We start from the raw sequence: 21196 nt of genomic DNA on the forward strand, positions 1-21196 counted from the left end.
TGTTGCCCGCAAGAAAAGAAAGAAGCCTGGCACGGATACCTGGCTTCTCAACATCTTATTTGGCCTGCTTATGACTGTTTTTCTTCTTTTTCCTTTTCTTCACGTAAAACGGCTTTGCGAGATAGGTTGACCCGACCTTGTTTATCGATTTCAGTGACTTTAACGAGTAATTCGTCACCGATCTTCACAACATCTTCTACTTTACCAACACGATCAAGCGCAAGCTCAGAAATATGAACAAGTCCATCTTTTCCGCTGAAGATTTCTAGGAATGCACCGAATTTTTCAATGCGTTTGACTTTACCTAAGTAAAGTTGCCCAACTTCCACTTCTCTGACAAGATCTTCAATGATTTTCTTCGCTTTTTGGTTCATGTCTTCTTCTGTAGAAGAGATAAAGATGGTACCGTCTTGTTCGATATCGATTTTCACACCGGTATCTTCAATGATTTTATTAATTTGTTTACCGCTTGGTCCAATGACATCGCGAATTTTATCAGGATTAATTGCCATTGTTAAAATTTTTGGTGCATAACGTGACAATTCTTTTCTCGATTCAGGGATTGTCGACAACATACTGTCTAAAATTTCCATTCTCCCTTTTTTCGCTTGTTGAAGTGCCTCTTCTAAAATCTCTTTAGATAGACCATCAATTTTAATGTCCATTTGTAGTGCCGTTACACCTTTTGATGTGCCAGCTACTTTAAAGTCCATATCTCCAAGTGCATCTTCCATTCCTTGAATGTCAGTAAGCACTGTGTAGTAATCACCAGACTTAACAAGTCCCATTGCAATCCCTGCAACTGGTGCTTTAATCGGTACACCAGCATCCATCATTGCAAGTGTACTTGCGCAAATACTTGCCTGTGAAGTAGATCCATTTGATTCTAATACCTCTGAAACGAGGCGAATGGTGTAAGGAAAATCTTTTTCAGATGGGATCACAGGTTCTAATGCACGTTCACCTAAAGCACCATGTCCGATCTCACGACGACCTGGACCACGCATTGGACCGGTTTCACCCACACTGAATTGCGGGAAATTGTAGTGGTGCATAAAACGTTTTGATTCTTCAACTCCTAAACCGTCGAGAATCTGCACATCACCTAATGCACCTAATGTACAAATACTAAGCGCCTGTGTTTGCCCTCTCGTAAACAGCCCTGAACCATGTGTTCTTGGCAGAAGTCCTACTTCTGAAGAAAGTGGACGGATTTGATCTACACCGCGTCCGTCTGGACGTATTTTTTCTTCTGTAATGAGCCTACGAACTTCATTTTTTACAAGCCTGTTCAATACGTCTTTCGCTTGTTTGATAGTAGCTTCGTCGCGCTCTTCTTGTTCAAATTTCTCAATCACAGCTTTTTTCACAGCGCTGATCGCATCTTCCCGAGCGTGCTTTTCATGTACTTGAATCGCTTTTAGTAGATCTGTTTCAGCGAGTTCTTTTACTTCAGCTACTAATGTTTGATCTATTTCGTATAAAGGAATGTCGATCTTTTCCTTGCCAACTGCTTTCACGATTTTCTCTTGAAATTCGATTAAGCGTTTGATCTCTTGATGACCATACATAATCGCTTCAAGCATTGTTTCTTCTGGTACTTCATCTGCACCAGCTTCTACCATGTTGATCGCATCTTTTGTACCAGCCACAATAAGGTTAATGTCGCTTTGTTCAAGCTGCTCAACATTTGGGTTAATGATTAACTTTCCATCAACACGTCCAACTGTTACACCAGCAATTGGTCCCTCAAATGGAATGTCAGACACACATAATGCTAAAGATGAGCCAAACATTGCTGCCATTTCAGATGAACAATCCTGATCCACACTCATGACAATACTAATGACTTGAACTTCATTTCTAAATCCGTCAGCAAACAGTGGCCGAATCGGTCTATCGATCAAGCGACTAGCAAGGATCGCCTTTTCACTTGGGCGTCCTTCTCTTTTAATGAATCCACCAGGAATTTTACCTACTGCATATAATCTTTCTTCGTAGTTTACTGTGAGCGGAAAAAAATCAAGTGGTTTTGGTTCTTTAGAAGCTGTTGCCGAGCTAAGCACAGCTGTATCTCCATAGCGTACGAGAACCGCTCCGTTTGCTTGCTTTGCAAGCTGGCCAGTTTCAACTGTCAGTTGACGTCCAGCCCAGTCTATGGTAAAGACATGTTTCTCTTGTCCCATTCTGAGATAAACTCCTCTCTTATCGTGAATTTTTTAGGTTGCTTTTATTATGAACAAAATGATTTTCACATATCAATATGAAAGCTGTATGTAGAAGGGTTTTTGCCATTCTTTCAACATTTTAACCATAAAATATTAGTGATTATACGATAAAAAAGCGGGAATCCTCCCGCTTTTTACGATTATCGACGTAAGCCTAGTTTGTTAATTAACTCACGGTAACGAGTTACGTCTTTATTACGCAGATACGTAAGAAGATTACGACGTCTACCTACCATTTTCAAAAGACCGCGACGTGAGTGGTGATCTTTCTTATGAGTACGTAAATGCTCGTTCAAGTTGTTAATTGATTCTGTTAGGACAGCGATCTGAACTTCTGGAGATCCAGTATCAGATTCGTGTGTTTTGAACTCATTGATTAATTGAGTTTTACGTTCTTGAGTAATAGCCATCCTGTTTCACCTCCAAATCATGTTAGCCCCATCTACCTCGCAACCGTCGGTGAAGTCGGCCTGCCAAGTAAGTGGTTTTAAAGCTACAGGAATTATCATACTAAAAAAATGCTAAATATGCAAATGGTAGAGACGCTTTTCTAAGATTTTTTTGTTTGATCCGGGTGTTCTTGAAAAAACTGAATCGCTTCTTCTTTATCCTTGGCTATTTGAGCCGTTAATTCTTGGATTCCGCTAAACTTTTGTTCGCTACGGATACGCTTATACCATTGTAATTTAATTGGTTCGCCATAAATTTCTTCGTTAAAATCAAAGAGATTCACTTCAATGGCAGGCTGATCAGGACGCTTTTCATAAAAGGTCGGTTTGTAGCCTACATTACAAACGCCGTCATACGTTTTGCCTTTTACTTCTGCTCTTACTGCATACACGCCTGTTGGAGGAATGATATATTCTGCTGATAGACCAACATTGGCTGTTGGAAAACCGATCGTCCGCCCGCGCTTGTCTCCATGTATCACGATACCACGAAGCTGATAAGGCTTTCCAAGCAGCTCACTGACATATTCGACGTCTCCATTTTTTAGAGCAGATCGAATCAGTGTTGAGCTGACTTTGCGATCTTGGTTGGACAGCTTAGGGACAATGGTTGATGCAATACGTCCCTTTCCATATTCATCGAACGTTTCCATAGTTCCTGCACCAAATCGGCCAAATGTAAAATCAAACCCAGCAACCGCATGCTTCACATTCAGTTCATCCAAATATTGATCCACAAACTCTTGCGGGGATAACGCTGCAAATCTTTCACTGAATTGCACAATATATAAGTAGTCAGCACCCAGCTTTTCAATGAAATCAATCTTGTCCTCGAGCGGTGTAATTAAGTCTTTTGGTTCTCGTGCTTTTTGCAGAACATGTGATGGATGTGGATGAAAGGTCATCACTGCGAGAGCCATTCCTTCTTTATGAGCAATTTTCTTTGCCTCATCAATCACTTTCTGATGTCCGAGATGCACGCCGTCAAAATACCCTAAAGCCATCACAGATGGGACTTGATCCTTTTGATTCAATGTATGCGGATGTGAAATATGTATAGTCTTCAAGAGATTGTCACCTTTTCTTTAAGATTGCTTGTCCTGAGATAAGATTTTCGCCGGCTTCATCAGCTCCAGTTTGGTCGGATGCTTCATATAAATCGCGATACAACGACCAGAAGAAGTAAATACAGCGACACGATCCTCCTCTGCAAAATGAGCAAACTCATCAGGCATTGGCAGGACTGCACCGTTTTCCACTTTACTTGCTAATGTATCACTTATCTCCCATTTCGGCAAATGATTGAGCGCACGTTCAATTGGAACAAGATACTCCTCTACATTTCCTTGCTCCTTGACAGCACTCAGCTCCTCGAGGGTCATGCACTCATTTAGTGTAAAGTCACCTGCCCCTGTACGAATAAGTTGTGACATATGGGCTGGATAGCCAAGCTTTTTCCCTATATCAACTGCTAACGTTCTTACGTAAGTCCCTTTTGAGCAAAGAACCGTGAATCTAAAAGTGACTTTGCCCTCTTCAAATGTAACTGGTGTTGTCCGTTTTATACGATAGATGGTAATCTTGCGGCTTGGGCGCTCAATTTCTATGCCTTCTCTCGCATATTCATATAGCTTTTTCCCGCCAATTTTCACAGCGGAAAACATGGGAGGAATCTGTTCAATAGTTCCTTCAAACTGTTTTAAGGCTGCATCAATTTCATCTTCTGAGATTGGTTTTTGCACCTCTTTTTTATCTACTACTTCCCCTGTCTGATCTTCCGTGGTCGTAGAAAAGCCAATGGTGATTTCCGCATCATACGTTTTTGTTTTATCGGTTAAGTATTCGACAATTTTAGTCGCTCTGCCAATACACATTGGCAAAACACCGGATACTTCGGGGTCAAGGGTTCCTGTATGCCCTACTTTTTTTGTGTTTAACATTTTCCTCACTTTAAACACACAATCATGAGAGGTCATCCCTTTTTCTTTATGTAATAAAAGAACACCATTTAACATCTGCGTTCTCTCCTTTCGTAAACGATGAAAAAGGACAGACGGTCTTCGTCTATCCTTATTTCAACGTCTTATTCGTGATCTTTTGCGTTTAGTTCTGCAATGAGGCTTTCAATTCGATTACCGTAATCAACCGATTCATCGAACTCAAAGTGAAGTTCTGGAGTTTTTCTAAGTCTAATGCGATTACCAATTTCAGAGCGGATATAGCCTTTAGCCTTTGCGAGACCCTTTAAGGTCTCCTCTCTTTTCTTCTCATCGCCAAGAACAGAAATATAGACTTTAGCAATTTGTAAATCACCGGATACTTCAACATCTGTTACGGTCAAAAAGCCGATTCTCGGATCTTTTAGCTTTCTGCCGATGATGTCTCCTAATTCCTTCTTCATCTGTTCACCTACACGGGTTGCTCTCATACTCATGATCTTATCACCTCTAATTAAAACCACTCAATTTTCGTGATCGTTCGTTCAATTTCAGGAAAAGAATCAATAAAACTCAATACACGTTGAAGTTCTTTTTCCACTTGAACCCGAGATGAGGAAATAACGGCGATTCCAATTGATGTACGCTGCCATGTATCCTGATAGTCCATTTCAGCAATGGTCACATTGAATTTATGGCGCGTTCTTGTCAAAATACGCTGAAGAACCGCACGCTTTTCCTTCAGTGAGGATGCATCATAGATCATGCACTCACATTCGGTATAACCGATCATTTTCTTTCAATTTCTTGCATAACGAATGATTCCATAATATCGCCTTCACGGATATCATTGTATTTCTTAATAGTAATACCACATTCATACCCTTGTGAAACTTCTTTCACATCGTCTTTGAATCGTTTTAATACGTCTACTTCACCTTCAAAGATCACGACGCCGTCACGGATTAAACGGATACCACTATCTCTTGTAATCGTTCCCTCGGTTACATAACCTCCGGCAATTGTACCAATTTTAGATACTTTGAATATTTGACGAACTTCAACTTGACCGATGACTTTTTCTTCATATTCAGGATCAAGCATTCCTTTCATGGCCGCTTCAATTTCGTCGATGACATTATAGATAATGCGGTGCAAGCGGATATCCACATTTTCTGCTTCAGCTGTGCTCTTTGCGTTTCCGTCAGGACGGACATTAAATCCGATGACAATCGCATTCGATGCACTTGCTAAGATGATATCTGATTCTGTAATTGCACCAACACCCGTATGGATGATTTTCACTTTCACGCCTTCTACTTCAATTTTTTGAAGGGCCGCAGTCAATGCTTCAGCAGAACCTTGTACGTCTGCTTTCACGATTAAGTTGATATCTTTTACTTCACCTTGTTTGATTTGCTCAAATAGGTCATCTAGAGACAATTTCGCTTTGTCTGAACGCTGTTCATCGAGTTGTTTTGATGCACGCGCTTCTCCCACTTGACGAGCTGTTTTTTCGTCTTTAAATACAAGGAACTGATCCCCTGCATTTGGTACATCGTTTAAGCCAGTAATCTCAACAGGAGTTGATGGTCCTGCTGATTTCACGCGGCGTCCAACGTCGTTCACCATTGCACGGACACGGCCGAATGTATTACCGACAACAATTGGGTCACCTACATGAAGTGTACCTGTTTGAACAAGAAGGGTGGCGACAGATCCTCTACCTTTATCAAGCTCTGCCTCGATCACAGTACCTTTTGCCGGACGATTTGGATTGGCTTTCAGCTCTGCTACTTCGCTGACAAGAAGGATCATTTCGATCAATTCGTCGATTCCTTCACCTGTTTTAGCAGATAGCGGCACGAAAATGGTTTCCCCGCCCCATGCTTCTGGTACAAGTCCATGTTCAGTCAGTTCCTGCATCACACGGTCAGGGTTTGCTGTTGGTTTGTCAATTTTATTGACAGCGACGATAATTGGAACTTCAGCCGCTTTCGCATGGTTAATGGCTTCAATTGTTTGTGGCATTACACCGTCATCTGCTGCAACAACAAGAATTGTCGTATCTGTTACTTCAGCACCACGTGCACGCATTGTTGTGAATGCTGCGTGTCCAGGTGTATCAAGGAACGTGATTTTCTTGCCATTTTCTTCAATTTGGTATGCACCGATATGCTGTGTGATTCCACCAGCTTCACCTTCAACAACCTTCGTTTTACGAATACTGTCAAGAAGGGTTGTTTTCCCATGGTCAACGTGACCCATGATTGTGACAACTGGAGGGCGTACTTGCATATCTTCTTCTTTATCTTCAACTTCATACTTTTCTAGTTCAGTTTCTTCTAAAATGATCACTTCCTCAACTGGAACACCATATTCAGAAGCGATTAATTCAACTGTATCTTTATCCAGCTCTTGGTTTATTGTCGCCATAACGCCAAGCATCATGAGTTTTTTTATGATTTCAGCTGATTCTTTTCCAAGTTCGTCTGCAAGCTGGCCAACTGTCATTGAATTTGTAAATTCAATTTTTTCAGGAAGCTCTTTTTTAGGCTTCACTGATTTAGCTTGCTGATGCTGCGCTTTGTGGTTACCGCCGCGTTTATTTTTATTTTTGTTTTGATTGTTGTTTTTTTTGTTTTTATTAAATTGATTATTCTGCACGTCATTCTTCTTTCTATCATTGTTTTTGTTAGATGATTGTTTTTTTTGTTCTGCTGGTTTCTCGTTAGCTGCCTCTTTTGCTTTGGCTTTTTTATATATGGCGTCTAGCTTTTTCACAGTGTCTTCTTCTAGCGTCGCCATATGATTGTTCACTTCCACGTTCATATCTTTAAGCGCTGCTATAATATCTTTACTTGAAACATTTATGGCTTTTGCATATTCGTATACTCTTACTTTAGCCATTTGTTCACCCCCAAATAAATTAATCGAGCAAGCTTATGAGCTTCTTTGCGAAGCCTTGGTCAGTGACAGCGACAACTACGCGAGCTTCCTTCCCAATAGAACGTCCAAGTACGGAACGGTCTTCAACTTTTCTAACCGGAACATTATAAAATTTGCATTTGTCAAATACCTTTTTCTCTGTATTACGAGAGGCATCTGCTGCAAGAAGAACCAGCTTTGCACGCGCATGTCTAATTTCTTTGATCACTAGATCTTCTCCTGACACGACTTTACGAGCTCGATTTGCTAGACCAAGCAAAGGATACCATTTAGATTCTGTCATTTGGATTTTTTCCCTTTTCAGCTAGTTCTAGTAATTCTTCAAATATTTGTTCGTCAATCTGTGTCTGAAACTGCTGCTGTAAACTGCGTTTATTCTTTGCCGCAAGAATAATTTCTTTATCGAGAGATAGGTAAGCTCCGCGACCGTTCTTTTTTCCGGTTTCGTCGACAGACACTTCTCCTTCTTTAGAACGGACAATGCGGATTAGCTCTTTCTTAGGTTTCATTTCTCCCGTCACGACGCATTTTCTAAGCGGGATTTTTTTTCGGCTTTTCACCTTTTATATCACCTCTTATTCGTCAGATTCCTCAGCTTGTGGTTCAGCTTCTAAGAAAAGAGATTCAGAGTCCTCAGTTCTTGGAAAAATACCGAGTTCTCTTGCATCTGTTTCGCTTTTAATATCAATCTTCCAGCTAGTCAGCTTCGCTGCCAGACGCGCATTCTGACCTCTTTTTCCAATCGCTAATGATAGCTGATAGTCTGGTACAATCACTGTAGTGGACTTATCTTCTTCATTGACAATGACATCAAGCACTTTTGATGGACTTAGGGCATTGGCAACAAATTCAACTGGATCATTTGACCAATGAACAATGTCGATTTTTTCGCCTTTTAGTTCATTGACAATTGCTTGTACACGCTGACCTTTTGGTCCAACACAAGAACCGACTGGATCGATATCAGGATCATCTGTACGAACAGAGATTTTAGAACGATCTCCAGCTTCTCTAGCCACCGATTTAAGTTCTACAGTACCATCATAAATTTCTGGCACTTCAATTTCAAATAAGCGCTTTAACAGACCTGGATGTGTTCTAGACACATAAATTTGTGGTCCTTTTGTCGTTTTCTCTACTTTTGTGATGAACACTTTGATGCGGTCATGTGGTTTGTAGTCTTCATTTGGCATTTGTTCATTGACAGGAAGAAGGGCTTCGATTTTGCCAAGTGACACGTAAATAAATTTACTGTCAATTCGCTGAACGATTCCCGTCATAATGTCTTCCTCACGATCAATGAACTCTGTGTAAATCACACCGCGCTCCGCTTCTCTTACTCGCTGCGTGACAACTTGCTTCGCTGTCTGAGCTGCAATGCGCCCAAAATCTTTTGGCGTGACTTCAATTTCAACGACGTCCCCCACCATGTAATTCGGATTGATGCTGACTGCATCATCTACAGAGATTTCAAGGCGAGAATCATACACTTCATCTACAACATCTTTTCTTGCAAATACGCGGATTGTTCCAGTTTCACGGTTCAAATCAACGCGAACGTTTTGCGCTTGATTAAAGTTACGTTTGTATGCAGAAATGAGTGCAGCTTCAATCGCTTCAATAATAATTTCTTTACTAATACCCTTCTCTTTCTCTAGAACAGTCAGGGCATCTAACAACTCACTACTCATTTTTATGGTTTCCCCCTTATATTAATTAAAAGGTTAATTGAACGAAACTGCTAATCTCGCGTTAGCAATTTTTTCGTATGGAATATTGATCTCTTTCTTTCTTGTCTTGATCTTCACTGTCACTGTTGCCATCTCACCATCAAAGCTTGTAAGCTCACCTTCAAATGCTTTTTCACCATCAATTGGTTCGTATGTTTTAATGAAAACATTTTTTCTAAGTGCTTTTTCAAAATCAGCTTTTTTCTTTAATGGGCGCTCCGCTCCAGGAGAGGACACTTCAAGAAAGTAGTTTTGGCTAATCGGATCTGCCTCATCAAGCTTTTCGCTCAAGGCTTCGCTCACTTTGGCACACTCTTCGATATCGACGCCTTTGTCAGAGTCAATAAATACGCGAAGGAACCAGTTTTGACCCTCTTTGACAAATTCAGTATCAACGAGTTCAAGCTGTAAGCCATCTAAAATTGGCTGCACCATTTCGCTTACGATCTCCACTACTTTTTTGCTCATTCTCTTCCTCCTTGTGCTTTCGATAAACGCTCTTATCAATCATTCTGCATAAAAACCCTGCTTTATGTGAGCAGGGGGAGCAGAAAACGGATGAATAATGTCGAGACAAAAATTGCCTGATCAATACAAAAGAGCGGGTTTCCCCACTCTTGTCTCGGTAATCGTTAGCATTTCCATAAAAACTATACCATATCCATTTTTTTTATGCAAATGAAGTTCCTTATAAACGAGCATTCGTCATCAGTTCTTTTCGTTCATTCTTTTTGCATGTTCACTGATAAGTGACGCCGTTGAACTCTGCTTTATGATTCGGAATCCGTCATAATCCGGATAGAGCGTGTCATCATCTTGAATGCTTGTTAAAAGCCAGAATTGACTGCCTGCACCTCCGAGTCGGTCAACGGTCGCTAGCCAGCTTCGGTATACCTCATCACGATCTGACTGATTTTGATAGCCAAACTCTTCTAACACCACAGGTTTTCCTATCGCCTTCCCCCGAGTGATATGCTCTTCAATCCATTTCACTCCCCAAGCGGCTGATTTGTTCCAATGATCCGGGTACAAGTGATAGGTTCCATAATCAATATTCGGAAGGGCGGTCAGACGATCCCAGTCAACGCCTTCTCCTCCCCGATAAAACCAATCTTCATGTCCTTCAATGTGAAAGAAACCTTCATCTCCTACTGCCACGAGATGATGTCGATCAATTGAATTGATAAATGAGCTCATTTCATTTGCCCAGTTTACTAATATATCGCCTGTAGGATCAGACTGCACTCGGGGCTCATTGGCAAGCTCCCATGTCATAATGGCAGGATCATTTTTATATTGAACACCTGTATACGTATTGGTTCTCTCTAATACATAGCGGACATAATTTTTATAGGCTTGCTTGATTTGATCATCTGTATAAAAGTTATCATGTGTGCCTGCCTGAAACCACTTGACATATTGATTCATTCCGCCAAAATCATCCCAGTTGTTGACAAGCGGAATGACAAGCTTTATTCCTTCCTGTCCTGCTTTATGAATCGCATAATCCAGTTTGCGAAAGCCAGATTCTTCATAAACCCCTGGACTAGATTGCAAGACTGAATTCTCCTGAGGTGTACCGTCATGAAAACCCCAAATACGAATGACTTTTAGATTCATTGCTTTCATATCATCAAAAACAGCATCTACCATCTTTTTTGATTTGTAATGGAAATAATAGTTGTTTGTGCCGGCAAAGTAAAATGGTTGATTGTTCAAAACGAATTGTGTACCGGAAGTTTGGACAAACGAAGAAGCCGCCTTTACGGTGACAGGAAGACAAACAGTCCACACTGCAAGTACCAGTAAGAAACACTGCACCATTTTAAACCATCTTTTCATTCAAACTCTCCTCACAATCTATCATTCTGTAGGTACGATCAAATCTAATTGAAGCGGTGTTTTTTCACTTGAGTCAAGTTCAATCGTCTTGTGCTTTAATAGCTGACTTTCTTGGAGAATTCGAATCTCATATGTCCCGTGAAATGCTGGACATATGACTTTACCAGTACCATCTGTTTTTTCAACTCTTTGTGTCGTCCACTCATTCAGAAGTCTTTCATAACGCATTCCTGCCTCATTCAGAGTCCAATCATAATTAACGATTGCAGCGTTTTCCCCTCGCCAGTGAGCACCTGCCCAAAAGCCCCACATTAACACACCTTTTACTGCCGGATGGCTAAATGCGACGCGATATAGAGCTTCTAAGTTATCCGCTCTTCTATTGGCGTCTGGGTGAACAGAATCATATTCTGTGACCCAAATGGGGAGACCGAGCTCAGCAAGCACATCTAGTCTCTCTTTTACAACAACCGGATCCACCATCTCACCAAAATGACCTTGCACACCAATTGCCTCAACTGGTGCTCCTAACTGACGAAGTTCATTGATATGCGCTTTATAAGCATGATGCTCGCCATATGAGATCACATTATAATCATTCACAAACAGCAGCGCTTGAGGGTCAATTTTTTTCGTTTCTTCAAACATCCACTTCCAAATATTTTTCCCAAAGCGGTCTTTAAAAAACGAACCATGCATCATTTCGTTGTTCACATCCCAGTGACGAAACTTTCCTTTAAAATGATTGGCCGCATGCTCAAGCCGCCTCTTTGTTGCTTCATACACTTCGTTATTCGGCAATGATCTAAGCCAGCTAGGATTAGCATCTTCTACTTCCCAAAACAGAGCATGCCCTCTAACAGGCAGGTTGTGCCTTTCAGCAAAGCTAAGCATTGCATCTGCCTTTTCGTAAGTGATTTTTCCTCTTTCTGGCTCATTTGCATACCATTTCGCCTCATTTTCAAAGACAGCCCAATTAAAATGCTGGACAAAAAAATCCGCATAGGTTTGATTAAATAACACTTGATCATTCATCGCTGATCCAAAAGCAAACTCATGTCGAATTTGTTTTATTTCAACCTCTACGCCTGCTAATGGCTTTTTTTCACCATTTGTTACGTTTACAACAAGCTCTCTTTGTCTATGTCGTAAGATCCGATCATCCGCCTCGCTTCTCCAGCTTTGATTCCCTTGATTGAGTGAGCTTACCTTTTCAAAATTCAATTGATGGTGAATAAAACTTCTCTCTTTTACCATGATGAAATCACCGTCACTTTCATTTCGATTTTAGTTTTAGGAAACATTCAAAGTAAAAGCGGCAACGTTCTTTAACATTATTTTAAGACTGCCGGCAAGAAAAGCCGGCAGCTTAATTCTTCATCTACTAGCTGATCAACCGGTGATACTCTGCATAGGCTGTTGCCATATCGACCTGCGACCAGAAGCGATGGTAGGTGAAAACAGGGGTTCCATTTTCCCATTTTTCCGTTGATTCATTGAATGATGATTGATACTTGCTCTGGAGTGCAGACCAAGCTGGATCTTGCTTAATTTTTGGACGAATATCTGCAAAACTCGCATAGACTCCATTGCCTCCACGCTGCGGATCAGACGGACGGGTGTTTGTTCCTGGGATTTGATTCCCTTGACCAAATGTTCCGCTCCATCCATTTGGAAAATACACTTCTTTCTTAAAGAAACGATGATAATCTTCTCTTTCTTCTGGTGTGACAATGCCAATACCATCGTTGTAATTCCACGCAACCTCAAGGAGTTGTGCGGCTACATCTTTTGCTTTAGTGCCAAGGGTTGTATAGCTTCCTGTCTCTTCCTTTGTACCAGCAGCAAAGAATGTGAGAGCTTTAATCAAACTCCCAAGCACTCCTGTATCTTGACTAGGATCTTTTGTTACAGCCGTTAGATTTGGATTGCCTGTTGCAGACTGGAAACCATTCCAAGTGTCAGGCTGCCCGCTCCATTCTATATTTCCAGGAACCCAAAATTCCCCTGGCGCACTCGTTGTAGCAACTGCAACATTCGTTCCCCCTAAAATTCTTTGCCCCTCAGCATCCAAAAAATAACCCTCTTGATCTGTATTAGGGCGTTTATTGATAAAAATGTAATCTAATGAATAATTGATCCATTTAGAAATTGAAGATTTGGCCATTTGGAAATTTTCAGACGTTTTGTCTCCATCTTTTGCTAAAATGTAATACAATTCTGCTACGCGCTCCATCGGCCACACTTGCATCCCAAACCAATTATTAGATGGGGGATCTAGATAAACAGGTGCCTCTTCATAGGCCATGTCGTAAAATGTGCTTCTTCCTGCAGGATAAGCACTATAGTCTCCATTCCAGCTATTGGTCGCGCCTCCTGCAATGGCTCCTTCCCTTGATTGAAGCCATACATAAAATTCAAGCTGTCTCTTTAATGATTTTTCCCAATCGCTTGCGCCAGTAGCAGATGCTGGTTTTAAGCCTCCTTGATCTGTTGATAAAGCATAAGCTGCGACTGGGTTTTGATAACCTTGGTGGCAATGACTTGCACCGATGCGCCATGCCCAATTCGCATACTCTCCAAGTCCTCCGCCCCATGCGGTATACCATGCCATTAAGTAGTGACAGGCACTCTTTCCATTTCCAGGCGATGGATTCCCCTGCTTTGCACTTCCGATTGCTTGAAAGTATTTATCGTACATGCCATAACGGAGAAAATCACCCATTTTTTTCGCTTTATTGAGATAAGCTGAACGATTGTAACCTAGCTCCTTCGCCCAATACATCACTTGAACAGCGCGTGCATCAGCGTCTGTTGCATTTGTATAGCGCCACTGAGGAGCTGGTGCTTGATTTTCTTTTGTAAACAAACTCATAAAACCTTCATTTGGTTTGCCAAACGATTGATCATCTTGCGATGGATGAGGGATTGCCTCCCATACAGATTCCTGCGGACCACGCTGAAACGTGTTTACATATGTGGCAGTGTGGGATGGATTGAGTAAATTTCCATACTCATACCAATTGTCTACATCAAGGAGCCAATGCATTAAATACGTTTCATTCTTACCGTACGTTTGTTTAAGCTCAGCATCCAACGGATCTTGACCAGCGGAACGAGCACCGCTCAGTTGACTAGGGTATTGATCCGGATAAGGATACTCTGAAGCATATGTTGCAGGACTAGAAGGATTGTAAGAGCTGATATGAGGCTGTTCGTCATTTCCATCTTCATTCACTGGAATGATAAATTTCTCCATATTATCCCACGCATCTTCTAATTTGCTCCAATCCCCTGTGTAATGTCCATATAAAGCTTCAAGCCATAGCCAATAACTATATGCTTCAGAGGTGGTCATATGCCCGTAATCAGGTGCCTCACACATTAACGTTTCAATTGAGTGATATGGAATCCCCTCTGGTGAAAAATACCCATTTGCCTCATTTTTCAATTGCTGATAAAGCGTTAAAAATCGTTCTTTGTTTGTCATTTATCTTATCCTCCAACACTTATTTAGAATTTTTTCTCAGCTCGGAAGCGAGCCAAACACTATCACACCACGGTCAAAGACAGGAATTTTCGTTGTTTTTTGTATGTTGGATGTTAATCCTTGAAAGGAATAATCATTTGAGGCATCCCATACATTTGCATCATTTGGAACCGATAATCGAAATTGTACTTCCTTTTTATGCTCAGACTCGCCTCCAGGAAAAAGGACGACGCCTGTGAAATCGATTTCTGTAAAATAAATATGAGATGATGCGTCATACACCGTTAACGGAGATAAGGAAGCGCCTTCATTGTAGGATGCTGTGATCTGAATATGTTTCTCGGTGTACCCTTTAGCAAAAACCTCGCTAAGATTGACGTAATATCTAAAAGAGAGTGCCTTACTACTTCTTGCCGGCCAGCCCGAGCGATTGTATAGAATGGCTTTGATCTCGGTCGCAGTTGTATCATTCCTCACCACCGCTGCCTCTACATAAAACTCATCCTCTGCCGGCTCTTGGGGTGGGAAGTTTGGTAACTTTGATTGCCCCTTCCCAAATAACTGCACCATTTTCGCTATATTTCCAGTAAAGGCGGCATTATAGTCAGTCGCCACCTCGTTTGACACATAGTCAGAGATGTCATCCACATATTGATCTTGCACATCTGGGCCTCCAACAAGTGCTCCGTACAACGTGTGTCTGTGTTTTGAAGGATTTGTCAGCTGATTGGACCACGAGCCATGTGCAGTTCGGTGATGGGGATGAACAGGTGGATTTTGCCCAAAACCAACAACATAGCTCCTTTTTTGTGGATTGTCTCCTAGCATGTAATGAGTTTGCCTGATGGCAAACGACCGATATTGATCTTTTTTTTCTTGATCAGTTATCCAATCAGCATACACAAAGGCAAGAAATGCGGCATTTGCAGCATAGCGAAGCGATCCCCATTGTTCAAGCCATGCAAGCCCGCCAGGAGTATACGTAATTCTTTCTGTTGTTCCGTTTCGCACAAGACCCGTTGACCAGTAATCTAGATTACGCTCAGTCGATTCAATAAATCTTTGCTCTTTCGTAATTCTTGCGAGTAAGATTTGTGAAGCAAAAAAGGTGTTATCCCATGACATGGTAAACGTATAATCCCAATCCTTTGGCCATTCGTCTACTGCCTTTAGTGCTTGATCTAAATATGACTGATCATTTGTCGCCAAATACAGCCATATACCGCCCCAAATGAGTTCATCAATGTAGCCGCTCCAAGAGTTGTAAAAAGATTGTGCATTTGTCACACAATCTGTATACTTGCCGCGATACTGATCAGCAAATGCATAAAGCTGTTTGGCATGTTTAAGAAGCTCTGCTGCGTATGACGAATCAGTCTGTTTAAAAATGATAGAACCTGCCGCTAATGCTGCGGCGGTTTGTGCTGCTACTTCTGTTCCCGGACAATTCTCGTCAATTTTAAAAGCTGGTCGACTCATTGGCATTACTTCAGCCGGTCCCCACCAGCTATGATCGACGTGCCCATCACCTACTTGCGCCCAGAATTCGTTCGGAGCTGTATGTGCTTTTAGAAAATAATCAGTTGCCCATTTGATTTGGTCTAAGATGTCATCAAGCAGCTCTGCCTGTTCATAGGCTTCTCGATACTCATACACTGTCCATGCCAGCACTGTTGCAGAGTATGCCATCGGAAGCCCAAACTTCACATGATCACCGGCATCATACCAGCCTCCTGTTAAATCATGACCGACATCCTTTCCATCATCTAATCCAGAATCTCCTCGCCAATTGAGACGATTGCTTTCTGGAAGTTTCCCAGATCGCTGTGCTTCATAAAACAAAATTGATTTTTGCAGAACTTCTACATAGTTGTAAGACGACATTTGTCTTTATCCTCACCTCTCATTTTTAGTTAAACGCTGATCAAAATAAGCATCACCCCCTTTTATCTAACATTAATGGCCTGCTTGTAATGGTTTTCAAAGAAAACCAAAAATAGGCATAGTAAACAGCAATCAGCTTTGCGCTCATCGTCAGGTCTTCTCATGAATCTACATGTACTGTATCCAGAAAGAGCATATGTCGCAACAGAACCTTTCAGACGATCAAATTCTCTTTTTTCCTCTTTTTGGGTAGAAAGAATGACATACAATCTCCACTCTTAAAACATCACGATAAATCAAGATATATGAAAGCAAAACAAAATTATTCCAAATGATGTAAAAATGATATTTAGTTGACATAATAAAATTATTGTTTATATTCAAAAAAAGAACGCTCTTTTTTGAGCGTTCTTCATCAACGACATTAAAATAAAGAAAGTTGGTTTTGATCTGGAAGTGCTTCTAGGCATCCTTGACGATCCAAATACTCAAGGATGGTCTTAGAGACTTTTCCACGTTTTTGTAAATCTTCTTTGGAGAGGAATTCACCATCTTGTCGCGCACGTACAATATTTAAGGCGACGTTCGTTCCAAGTCCTGGAATTGAGTTGAATGGTGGAATCAATCCATCTCCATCAATGATAAACTCTGTTGCACTTGATCGATATAAATCGACTTTCTTGAAATGATAGCCTCTCTCACACATTTCAAGTGCGAGCTCTAATACAGTTAACAGGTTCTTCTCTTTCGGTGATGCATCAAGACCTTTAGCGTTGATATCTTCCATCACGGCTCGAATTGCATTCGATCCCTTTGTCATTGTTTCAATATCAAAGTCATCAGCACGTACGGTAAAATATGCAGCGTAGTAAAGAAGAGCATGATGCACCTTAAAATAAGCAATCCTGACTGCCATGAGTACGTAAGCAGCAGCGTGAGCTTTAGGGAACATGTATTTGATTTTTTTACAAGAATCAATATACCAGTTCGGGACGTTATGATTTTTCATTTCCTCTTCCCATTCAGGAGGTAGTCCCTTCCCTTTACGAACAGATTCCATGATTTTAAATGCTAATGACGGCTCTAAACCTTGATAGATCAGATATACCATGATATCGTCACGACATCCAATGACCTCACTCAGTTCACACGTCTTATTGTGGATGAGTTCTTGTGCGTTTCCAAGCCATACGTCTGTCCCGTGGGATAGTCCAGAAATCTGAACGAGCTCTGAAAAGGTTGTTGGTTTCGTATCCTCAAGCATTTGCCGAACAAACCTTGTACCAAACTCAGGAATACCGAGTGTACCTGTTTTACAACCAATCTGCTCTTCTGTTACACCAAGTGGTTCTGTTCCTTGGAAAATTTTCATAACCTCTGGATCGTCTGTTGGAATGGTCTTTGGATCAATCCCACTTAAGTCTTGGAGCATCCGGATAACAGTCGGATCATCGTGCCCGAGTATATCTAGCTTTAGCAGATTATCATGGATGGAATGGAAATCAAAATGCGTCGTTTTCCAATCCGCCCCTGTTGCATCCGCTGGATATTGAATTGGTGAGAAATCATAAATGTCCATATAATCTGGCACAACGATAATACCGCCCGGATGCTGACCGGTTGTCCGTTTCACTCCTGTACAGCCTTGAACGAGCCGGTCTATTTCCGCCCCCCTCATATGGAGGTTATGATCACCGGCATAGCCTTTTACGTAACCATATGCTGTCTTCTCTGCTACGGTACCGATTGTGCCCGCACGGTATACATAATCTTCACCAAATAGTTCTTTTGTATAGTTATGAGCGTGCGGCTGATATTCTCCTGAGAAGTTCAAATCAATATCAGGTACTTTATCTCCTTTAAAACCTAAGAAGGTTTCAAATGGAATATCATGTCCATCTTTTTGATAAAGCGTGCCGCATTGTGGACAGTTTTTGTCAGGAAGGTCAAAACCTGAACCAACAGAACCGTCATTAAAGAATTCAGAATGCTTACAACTTGGACATACATAATGTGGCGCAAGTGGGTTAACTTCTGTGATCTCAGTTAAAGTTGCAACGAGTGATGAACCAACAGATCCCCTTGATCCAACGAGATAACCATCATCCAGTGATTTCTTTACGAGCTTATGAGAAATTAAATAAATAACGGCAAAGCCATGGCCGATAATACTTTTTAATTCTTTCTCAATCCGGTCTTCTACAATTTTCGGAAGTTCATCACCGTAAATACTTCGTGCCTTTTGATAGCTCATTGCCCGTATTTCTTCATCTGCACCTTCAATTTTTGGAGTATAAAGATCGTCTTTAATCGGCTTAATATTTTCGGTCATATCAGATATTTTTTTCGTATTTGTGACCACGATCTCTTTTGCCTTCTCGTCTCCTAAGAATGAGAAAGCTTCAAGCATTTCATCCGTTGTTCTAAAATGAACCTTTGGCAGCTCGTGACGGTTAAGCGGGTTTGCCCCACCTTGTGATGAAATCAAGATTTTACGATAAATTTTGTCTTCTGGATGCAAGTAGTGCACATTCCCTGTCGCCACCACTGGTTTATTTAGCTTCTCACCAAGCTTGACGATATTTGAGATTATTTCTTTTAATGCACGTTCGTCTCGAACGAGCTCTAGCTGCAGCAAATGCTGATACACTTCTGGCGGGTGAACTTCTAAATAGTCATAAAATGCTGCAATGTCTTCAACCTCGTCAGGCGACTTTTGCATCATTCCTTCAAAAACCTCACCCTTATCGCAAGCTGATCCAACAATCAGACCTTCTCGATATTTCTCAAGCTGTGAACGCGGTATACGAGGCACACGATAAAAATAGTCAATATGAGAGAGTGAAACAAGTTTGAATAAATTCTTCAGTCCTATCTCGTTTTGCGCAAGAAGTGTCGCATGATAAGGACGTGAGCGCTGATAAGCATTAGACTGTCCCATGTTTTCATTTAATTGATCATGATAGACAATCTCTTTTTCACCTGCATCTTTTAGCATCCGCAGTAAAAGATAGCCTGTCGCTTCTGCATCATAAATCGCGCGATGGTGCTGCGTCAGTTCAATATCAAACTTTTTACACAATGTATTCAGGCGGTGATTTTTAAACTCTGGATAAAGGAATCGACCAAGCTCAAGTGTATCGATGACAGGATTCGAAGCTTTATCTGTTTTTAAAAGTCGTTTATACGCTGCATTTAAAAAGCCCATATCAAAGCTTGCATTGTGAGCGACAAGGATATCTTGACCGACCCACTCTTTGAAATTTCGAACAACTTCCTCAACATCTGGTGCATCTCTTACCATATCATCAGTAATACCAGTTAATTCAATGGTCGTTGCAGATAATGGATGATGGGGATTGGCAAATGCCTCAAAGCGATCAATAATTTCCCCGCCTTTTATCTTCACTGCTGCAAGTTCAATGATCGTATCATATACAGCCGAAAGCCCAGTTGTCTCTACATCAAATACAACAAAAGTCGAATCCTCTAACAGACGATGCTCAGGATTATAAGCAATCGGTACGCCATCATTGACTAAATTGATTTCCACTCCGTATATCATTTTGATGCCATATTTTTTACTTGCTGCATACGCATCTGGAAAGGATTGAACAACGGCATGATCAGTGAGCGCAATCGCTTCATGCCCCCATTTTTTCGCCTGTTCCACAAGTTTCCCAATTCCTGTGACAGCATCCATCTGACTCATCGGTGAATGTAAATGAAGCTCAACGCGCTTTTCACCCTCTGGTGCGGTGTCTTCTTTTAGCTGAGGTTTTATTTCATTCACATCATTTGCAATCATGACAAGATCTCTGACAAATGTATCGTTTTGAATGCTTCCTCTTGCTTTTACCCACATTCCTTTTTTCAAGGATTTCATGTGCTGGGCATCTTCTTTTTCTCTAGCAAACATTTTAATTAAAATACTGTTTGTGTAATCAGTAATCTTAAAGATACAAAGGGTTCTGCCGCTTTTAAGCTCTCTTGTTTCGGCATCAAATACATAGCCTTGGACTGTAATTCTTCTTTCCTCGTCCATAATACTGTCAATTGTACGAATTTCTTCGCTCTCTTTGATTGGATAACCAATCATCAGAGGACCGGATGGGGCTTCCTCCTGATCTTCATTTTCTTTCTTCTCCATTTCAGTAAGTGCTTGCATGGCTCTTTCGTTGTCTTCAGCAAGCTTCTGTTCTCTGAATATCTGAATCTCTTGATCTGATACGAATGTTTCTATATCAAATTGCAGCTCTGGAAAGCCAACTTGTTTAAACGCAGACTGGAGCATTGGGCTGTACTTCTTTTTAATGGCCAAAGCTTCTGTTTCACTTTTTGTCTTAATGATTAATTTATGCCCTGATAAAGTCGGCTTTTGCTGCTGGAGCAAACGAATAATTGGGGGAGAAATGCCTTGAAGCTCTTCCACACAATGTGACCAATACGATTGCACAAGCTCTTCAGATATGTGCGGATCATTGACTTCAATCGTACAAGTGACTTGTGCAATATGAGAAAATGCATTGGTGAGTCTGCTCAGAAACATAGCATATACCTTATAAGGCAGGAGCGCCTTAAATTTAAAAAGAAAATGCCACGTTTTCGTTGCCTTATGCACCGTCAATTTGACGATTTCTCCTTCTTCAAAGTAACGACTGAGGTCATCATCTGTCATTTGAATCTG

The 21196-nt window shown here is 41.2% G+C and carries 16 protein-coding genes; all 16 read right to left on the reverse strand.

Annotated features, from left to right (window positions below; genetic code table 11):
- Window positions 1-68: 68 nt before the first annotated feature.
- Window positions 69-2186 carry a polyribonucleotide nucleotidyltransferase gene (gene pnp / locus ACIQCE_RS01400; protein WP_353855713.1) on the reverse strand — a complete coding sequence of 706 codons (2118 nt, stop codon included), beginning with the start codon at window positions 2184-2186 and terminating at the stop codon, window positions 69-71.
- Between the two features lie 182 nt (window positions 2187-2368).
- Window positions 2369-2638: a 30S ribosomal protein S15 gene (gene rpsO / locus ACIQCE_RS01405; RefSeq protein WP_008354438.1), complete on the reverse strand. Its 270-nt coding sequence runs from the start codon at window positions 2636-2638 to the stop codon at window positions 2369-2371.
- Between the two features lie 140 nt (window positions 2639-2778).
- A complete protein-coding gene (gene ribF / locus ACIQCE_RS01410; RefSeq protein ID WP_400493293.1) occupies window positions 2779-3744 on the reverse strand; it encodes a bifunctional riboflavin kinase/FAD synthetase in 966 nt (321 codons plus the stop codon).
- Window positions 3745-3762: 18 nt separating this feature from the next.
- Window positions 3763-4692: a tRNA pseudouridine(55) synthase TruB gene (gene truB, locus ACIQCE_RS01415; protein ID WP_400493294.1), complete on the reverse strand. Its 930-nt coding sequence runs from the start codon at window positions 4690-4692 to the stop codon at window positions 3763-3765.
- 68 nt (window positions 4693-4760) lie between these two features.
- Window positions 4761-5111 (reverse strand): 30S ribosome-binding factor RbfA, encoded by a 351-nt coding sequence (rbfA, locus tag ACIQCE_RS01420; protein WP_353855716.1) that lies wholly within the window; start codon window positions 5109-5111, stop codon window positions 4761-4763.
- A 17-nt stretch (window positions 5112-5128) separates the two neighbouring features.
- Window positions 5129-5407 (reverse strand): DUF503 domain-containing protein, encoded by a 279-nt coding sequence (locus ACIQCE_RS01425; RefSeq protein WP_008354445.1) that lies wholly within the window; start codon window positions 5405-5407, stop codon window positions 5129-5131.
- The gene (gene infB / locus ACIQCE_RS01430; RefSeq protein WP_400493295.1) at window positions 5404-7524 is read right to left on the reverse strand and encodes a translation initiation factor IF-2; all 2121 of its coding nucleotides are present in this window, start codon (window positions 7522-7524) and stop codon (window positions 5404-5406) included. The genes ACIQCE_RS01425 and infB overlap by 4 nt, the downstream gene beginning before the upstream one ends.
- A 19-nt stretch (window positions 7525-7543) precedes the next feature.
- The gene (locus ACIQCE_RS01435; RefSeq protein WP_400493296.1) at window positions 7544-7846 is read right to left on the reverse strand and encodes a YlxQ family RNA-binding protein; all 303 of its coding nucleotides are present in this window, start codon (window positions 7844-7846) and stop codon (window positions 7544-7546) included.
- Window positions 7833-8123 (reverse strand): RNase P modulator RnpM, encoded by a 291-nt coding sequence (gene rnpM / locus ACIQCE_RS01440; RefSeq protein ID WP_353855719.1) that lies wholly within the window; start codon window positions 8121-8123, stop codon window positions 7833-7835. Before rnpM ends, ACIQCE_RS01435 begins: the two co-directional genes overlap by 14 nt.
- A 15-nt stretch (window positions 8124-8138) precedes the next feature.
- The gene (gene nusA, locus ACIQCE_RS01445; protein ID WP_353855720.1) at window positions 8139-9254 is read right to left on the reverse strand and encodes a transcription termination factor NusA; all 1116 of its coding nucleotides are present in this window, start codon (window positions 9252-9254) and stop codon (window positions 8139-8141) included.
- Window positions 9255-9287: 33 nt separating this feature from the next.
- The gene (gene rimP, locus ACIQCE_RS01450; protein ID WP_353855721.1) at window positions 9288-9761 is read right to left on the reverse strand and encodes a ribosome maturation factor RimP; all 474 of its coding nucleotides are present in this window, start codon (window positions 9759-9761) and stop codon (window positions 9288-9290) included.
- Window positions 9762-10001: 240 nt separating this feature from the next.
- Window positions 10002-11135: a glycoside hydrolase 5 family protein gene (locus ACIQCE_RS01455; protein WP_400493297.1), complete on the reverse strand. Its 1134-nt coding sequence runs from the start codon at window positions 11133-11135 to the stop codon at window positions 10002-10004.
- Between the two features lie 21 nt (window positions 11136-11156).
- A complete protein-coding gene (locus ACIQCE_RS01460; RefSeq protein WP_400493298.1) occupies window positions 11157-12392 on the reverse strand; it encodes an endo-1,4-beta-xylanase in 1236 nt (411 codons plus the stop codon).
- Between the two features lie 127 nt (window positions 12393-12519).
- Complete coding sequence (locus ACIQCE_RS01465) at window positions 12520-14625, reverse strand: glycoside hydrolase family 48 protein (RefSeq protein WP_400493299.1); 2106 nt, start codon at window positions 14623-14625, stop codon at window positions 12520-12522.
- Window positions 14626-14661: 36 nt separating this feature from the next.
- Entirely contained in the window at window positions 14662-16509 is a 1848-nt protein-coding gene (locus ACIQCE_RS01470) for a glycoside hydrolase family 9 protein (RefSeq protein WP_400493300.1), read from the reverse strand.
- Between the two features lie 424 nt (window positions 16510-16933).
- The gene (locus ACIQCE_RS01475; RefSeq protein WP_400493818.1) at window positions 16934-21187 is read right to left on the reverse strand and encodes a PolC-type DNA polymerase III; all 4254 of its coding nucleotides are present in this window, start codon (window positions 21185-21187) and stop codon (window positions 16934-16936) included.
- Window positions 21188-21196: the final 9 nt, after the last annotated feature.

It is taken from the genome of Bacillus sp. NPDC093026 (assembly GCF_044754665.1).
Taxonomy (GTDB): domain Bacteria; phylum Bacillota; class Bacilli; order Bacillales; family Bacillaceae; genus Bacillus; species Bacillus maqinnsis.

Bases quoted from the DNA above. Each gene is read 5' to 3' on its own strand.
- pnp (WP_353855713.1), bottom strand. From the start codon at position 2,186: ATGGGACAAGAGAAACATGTCTTTACCATAGACTGGGCTGGACGTCAA.
- rpsO (WP_008354438.1), bottom strand. From the start codon at position 2,638: ATGGCTATTACTCAAGAACGTAAAACTCAATTAATCAATGAGTTCAAA.
- truB (WP_400493294.1), bottom strand. From the start codon at position 4,692: ATGTTAAATGGTGTTCTTTTATTACATAAAGAAAAAGGGATGACCTCT.
- rbfA (WP_353855716.1), bottom strand. From the start codon at position 5,111: ATGAGTATGAGAGCAACCCGTGTAGGTGAACAGATGAAGAAGGAATTA.
- ACIQCE_RS01425 (WP_008354445.1), bottom strand. From the start codon at position 5,407: ATGATCGGTTATACCGAATGTGAGTGCATGATCTATGATGCATCCTCA.
- infB (WP_400493295.1), bottom strand. From the start codon at position 7,524: ATGGCTAAAGTAAGAGTATACGAATATGCAAAAGCCATAAATGTTTCA.
- ACIQCE_RS01435 (WP_400493296.1), bottom strand. From the start codon at position 7,846: ATGACAGAATCTAAATGGTATCCTTTGCTTGGTCTAGCAAATCGAGCT.
- nusA (WP_353855720.1), bottom strand. From the start codon at position 9,254: ATGAGTAGTGAGTTGTTAGATGCCCTGACTGTTCTAGAGAAAGAGAAG.
- rimP (WP_353855721.1), bottom strand. From the start codon at position 9,761: ATGAGCAAAAAAGTAGTGGAGATCGTAAGCGAAATGGTGCAGCCAATT.
- ACIQCE_RS01455 (WP_400493297.1), bottom strand. From the start codon at position 11,135: ATGAAAAGATGGTTTAAAATGGTGCAGTGTTTCTTACTGGTACTTGCA.
- ACIQCE_RS01460 (WP_400493298.1), bottom strand. From the start codon at position 12,392: ATGGTAAAAGAGAGAAGTTTTATTCACCATCAATTGAATTTTGAAAAG.
- ACIQCE_RS01465 (WP_400493299.1), bottom strand. From the start codon at position 14,625: ATGACAAACAAAGAACGATTTTTAACGCTTTATCAGCAATTGAAAAAT.
- ACIQCE_RS01470 (WP_400493300.1), bottom strand. From the start codon at position 16,509: ATGTCGTCTTACAACTATGTAGAAGTTCTGCAAAAATCAATTTTGTTT.
- ACIQCE_RS01475 (WP_400493818.1), bottom strand. From the start codon at position 21,187: ATGACAGATGATGACCTCAGTCGTTACTTTGAAGAAGGAGAAATCGTC.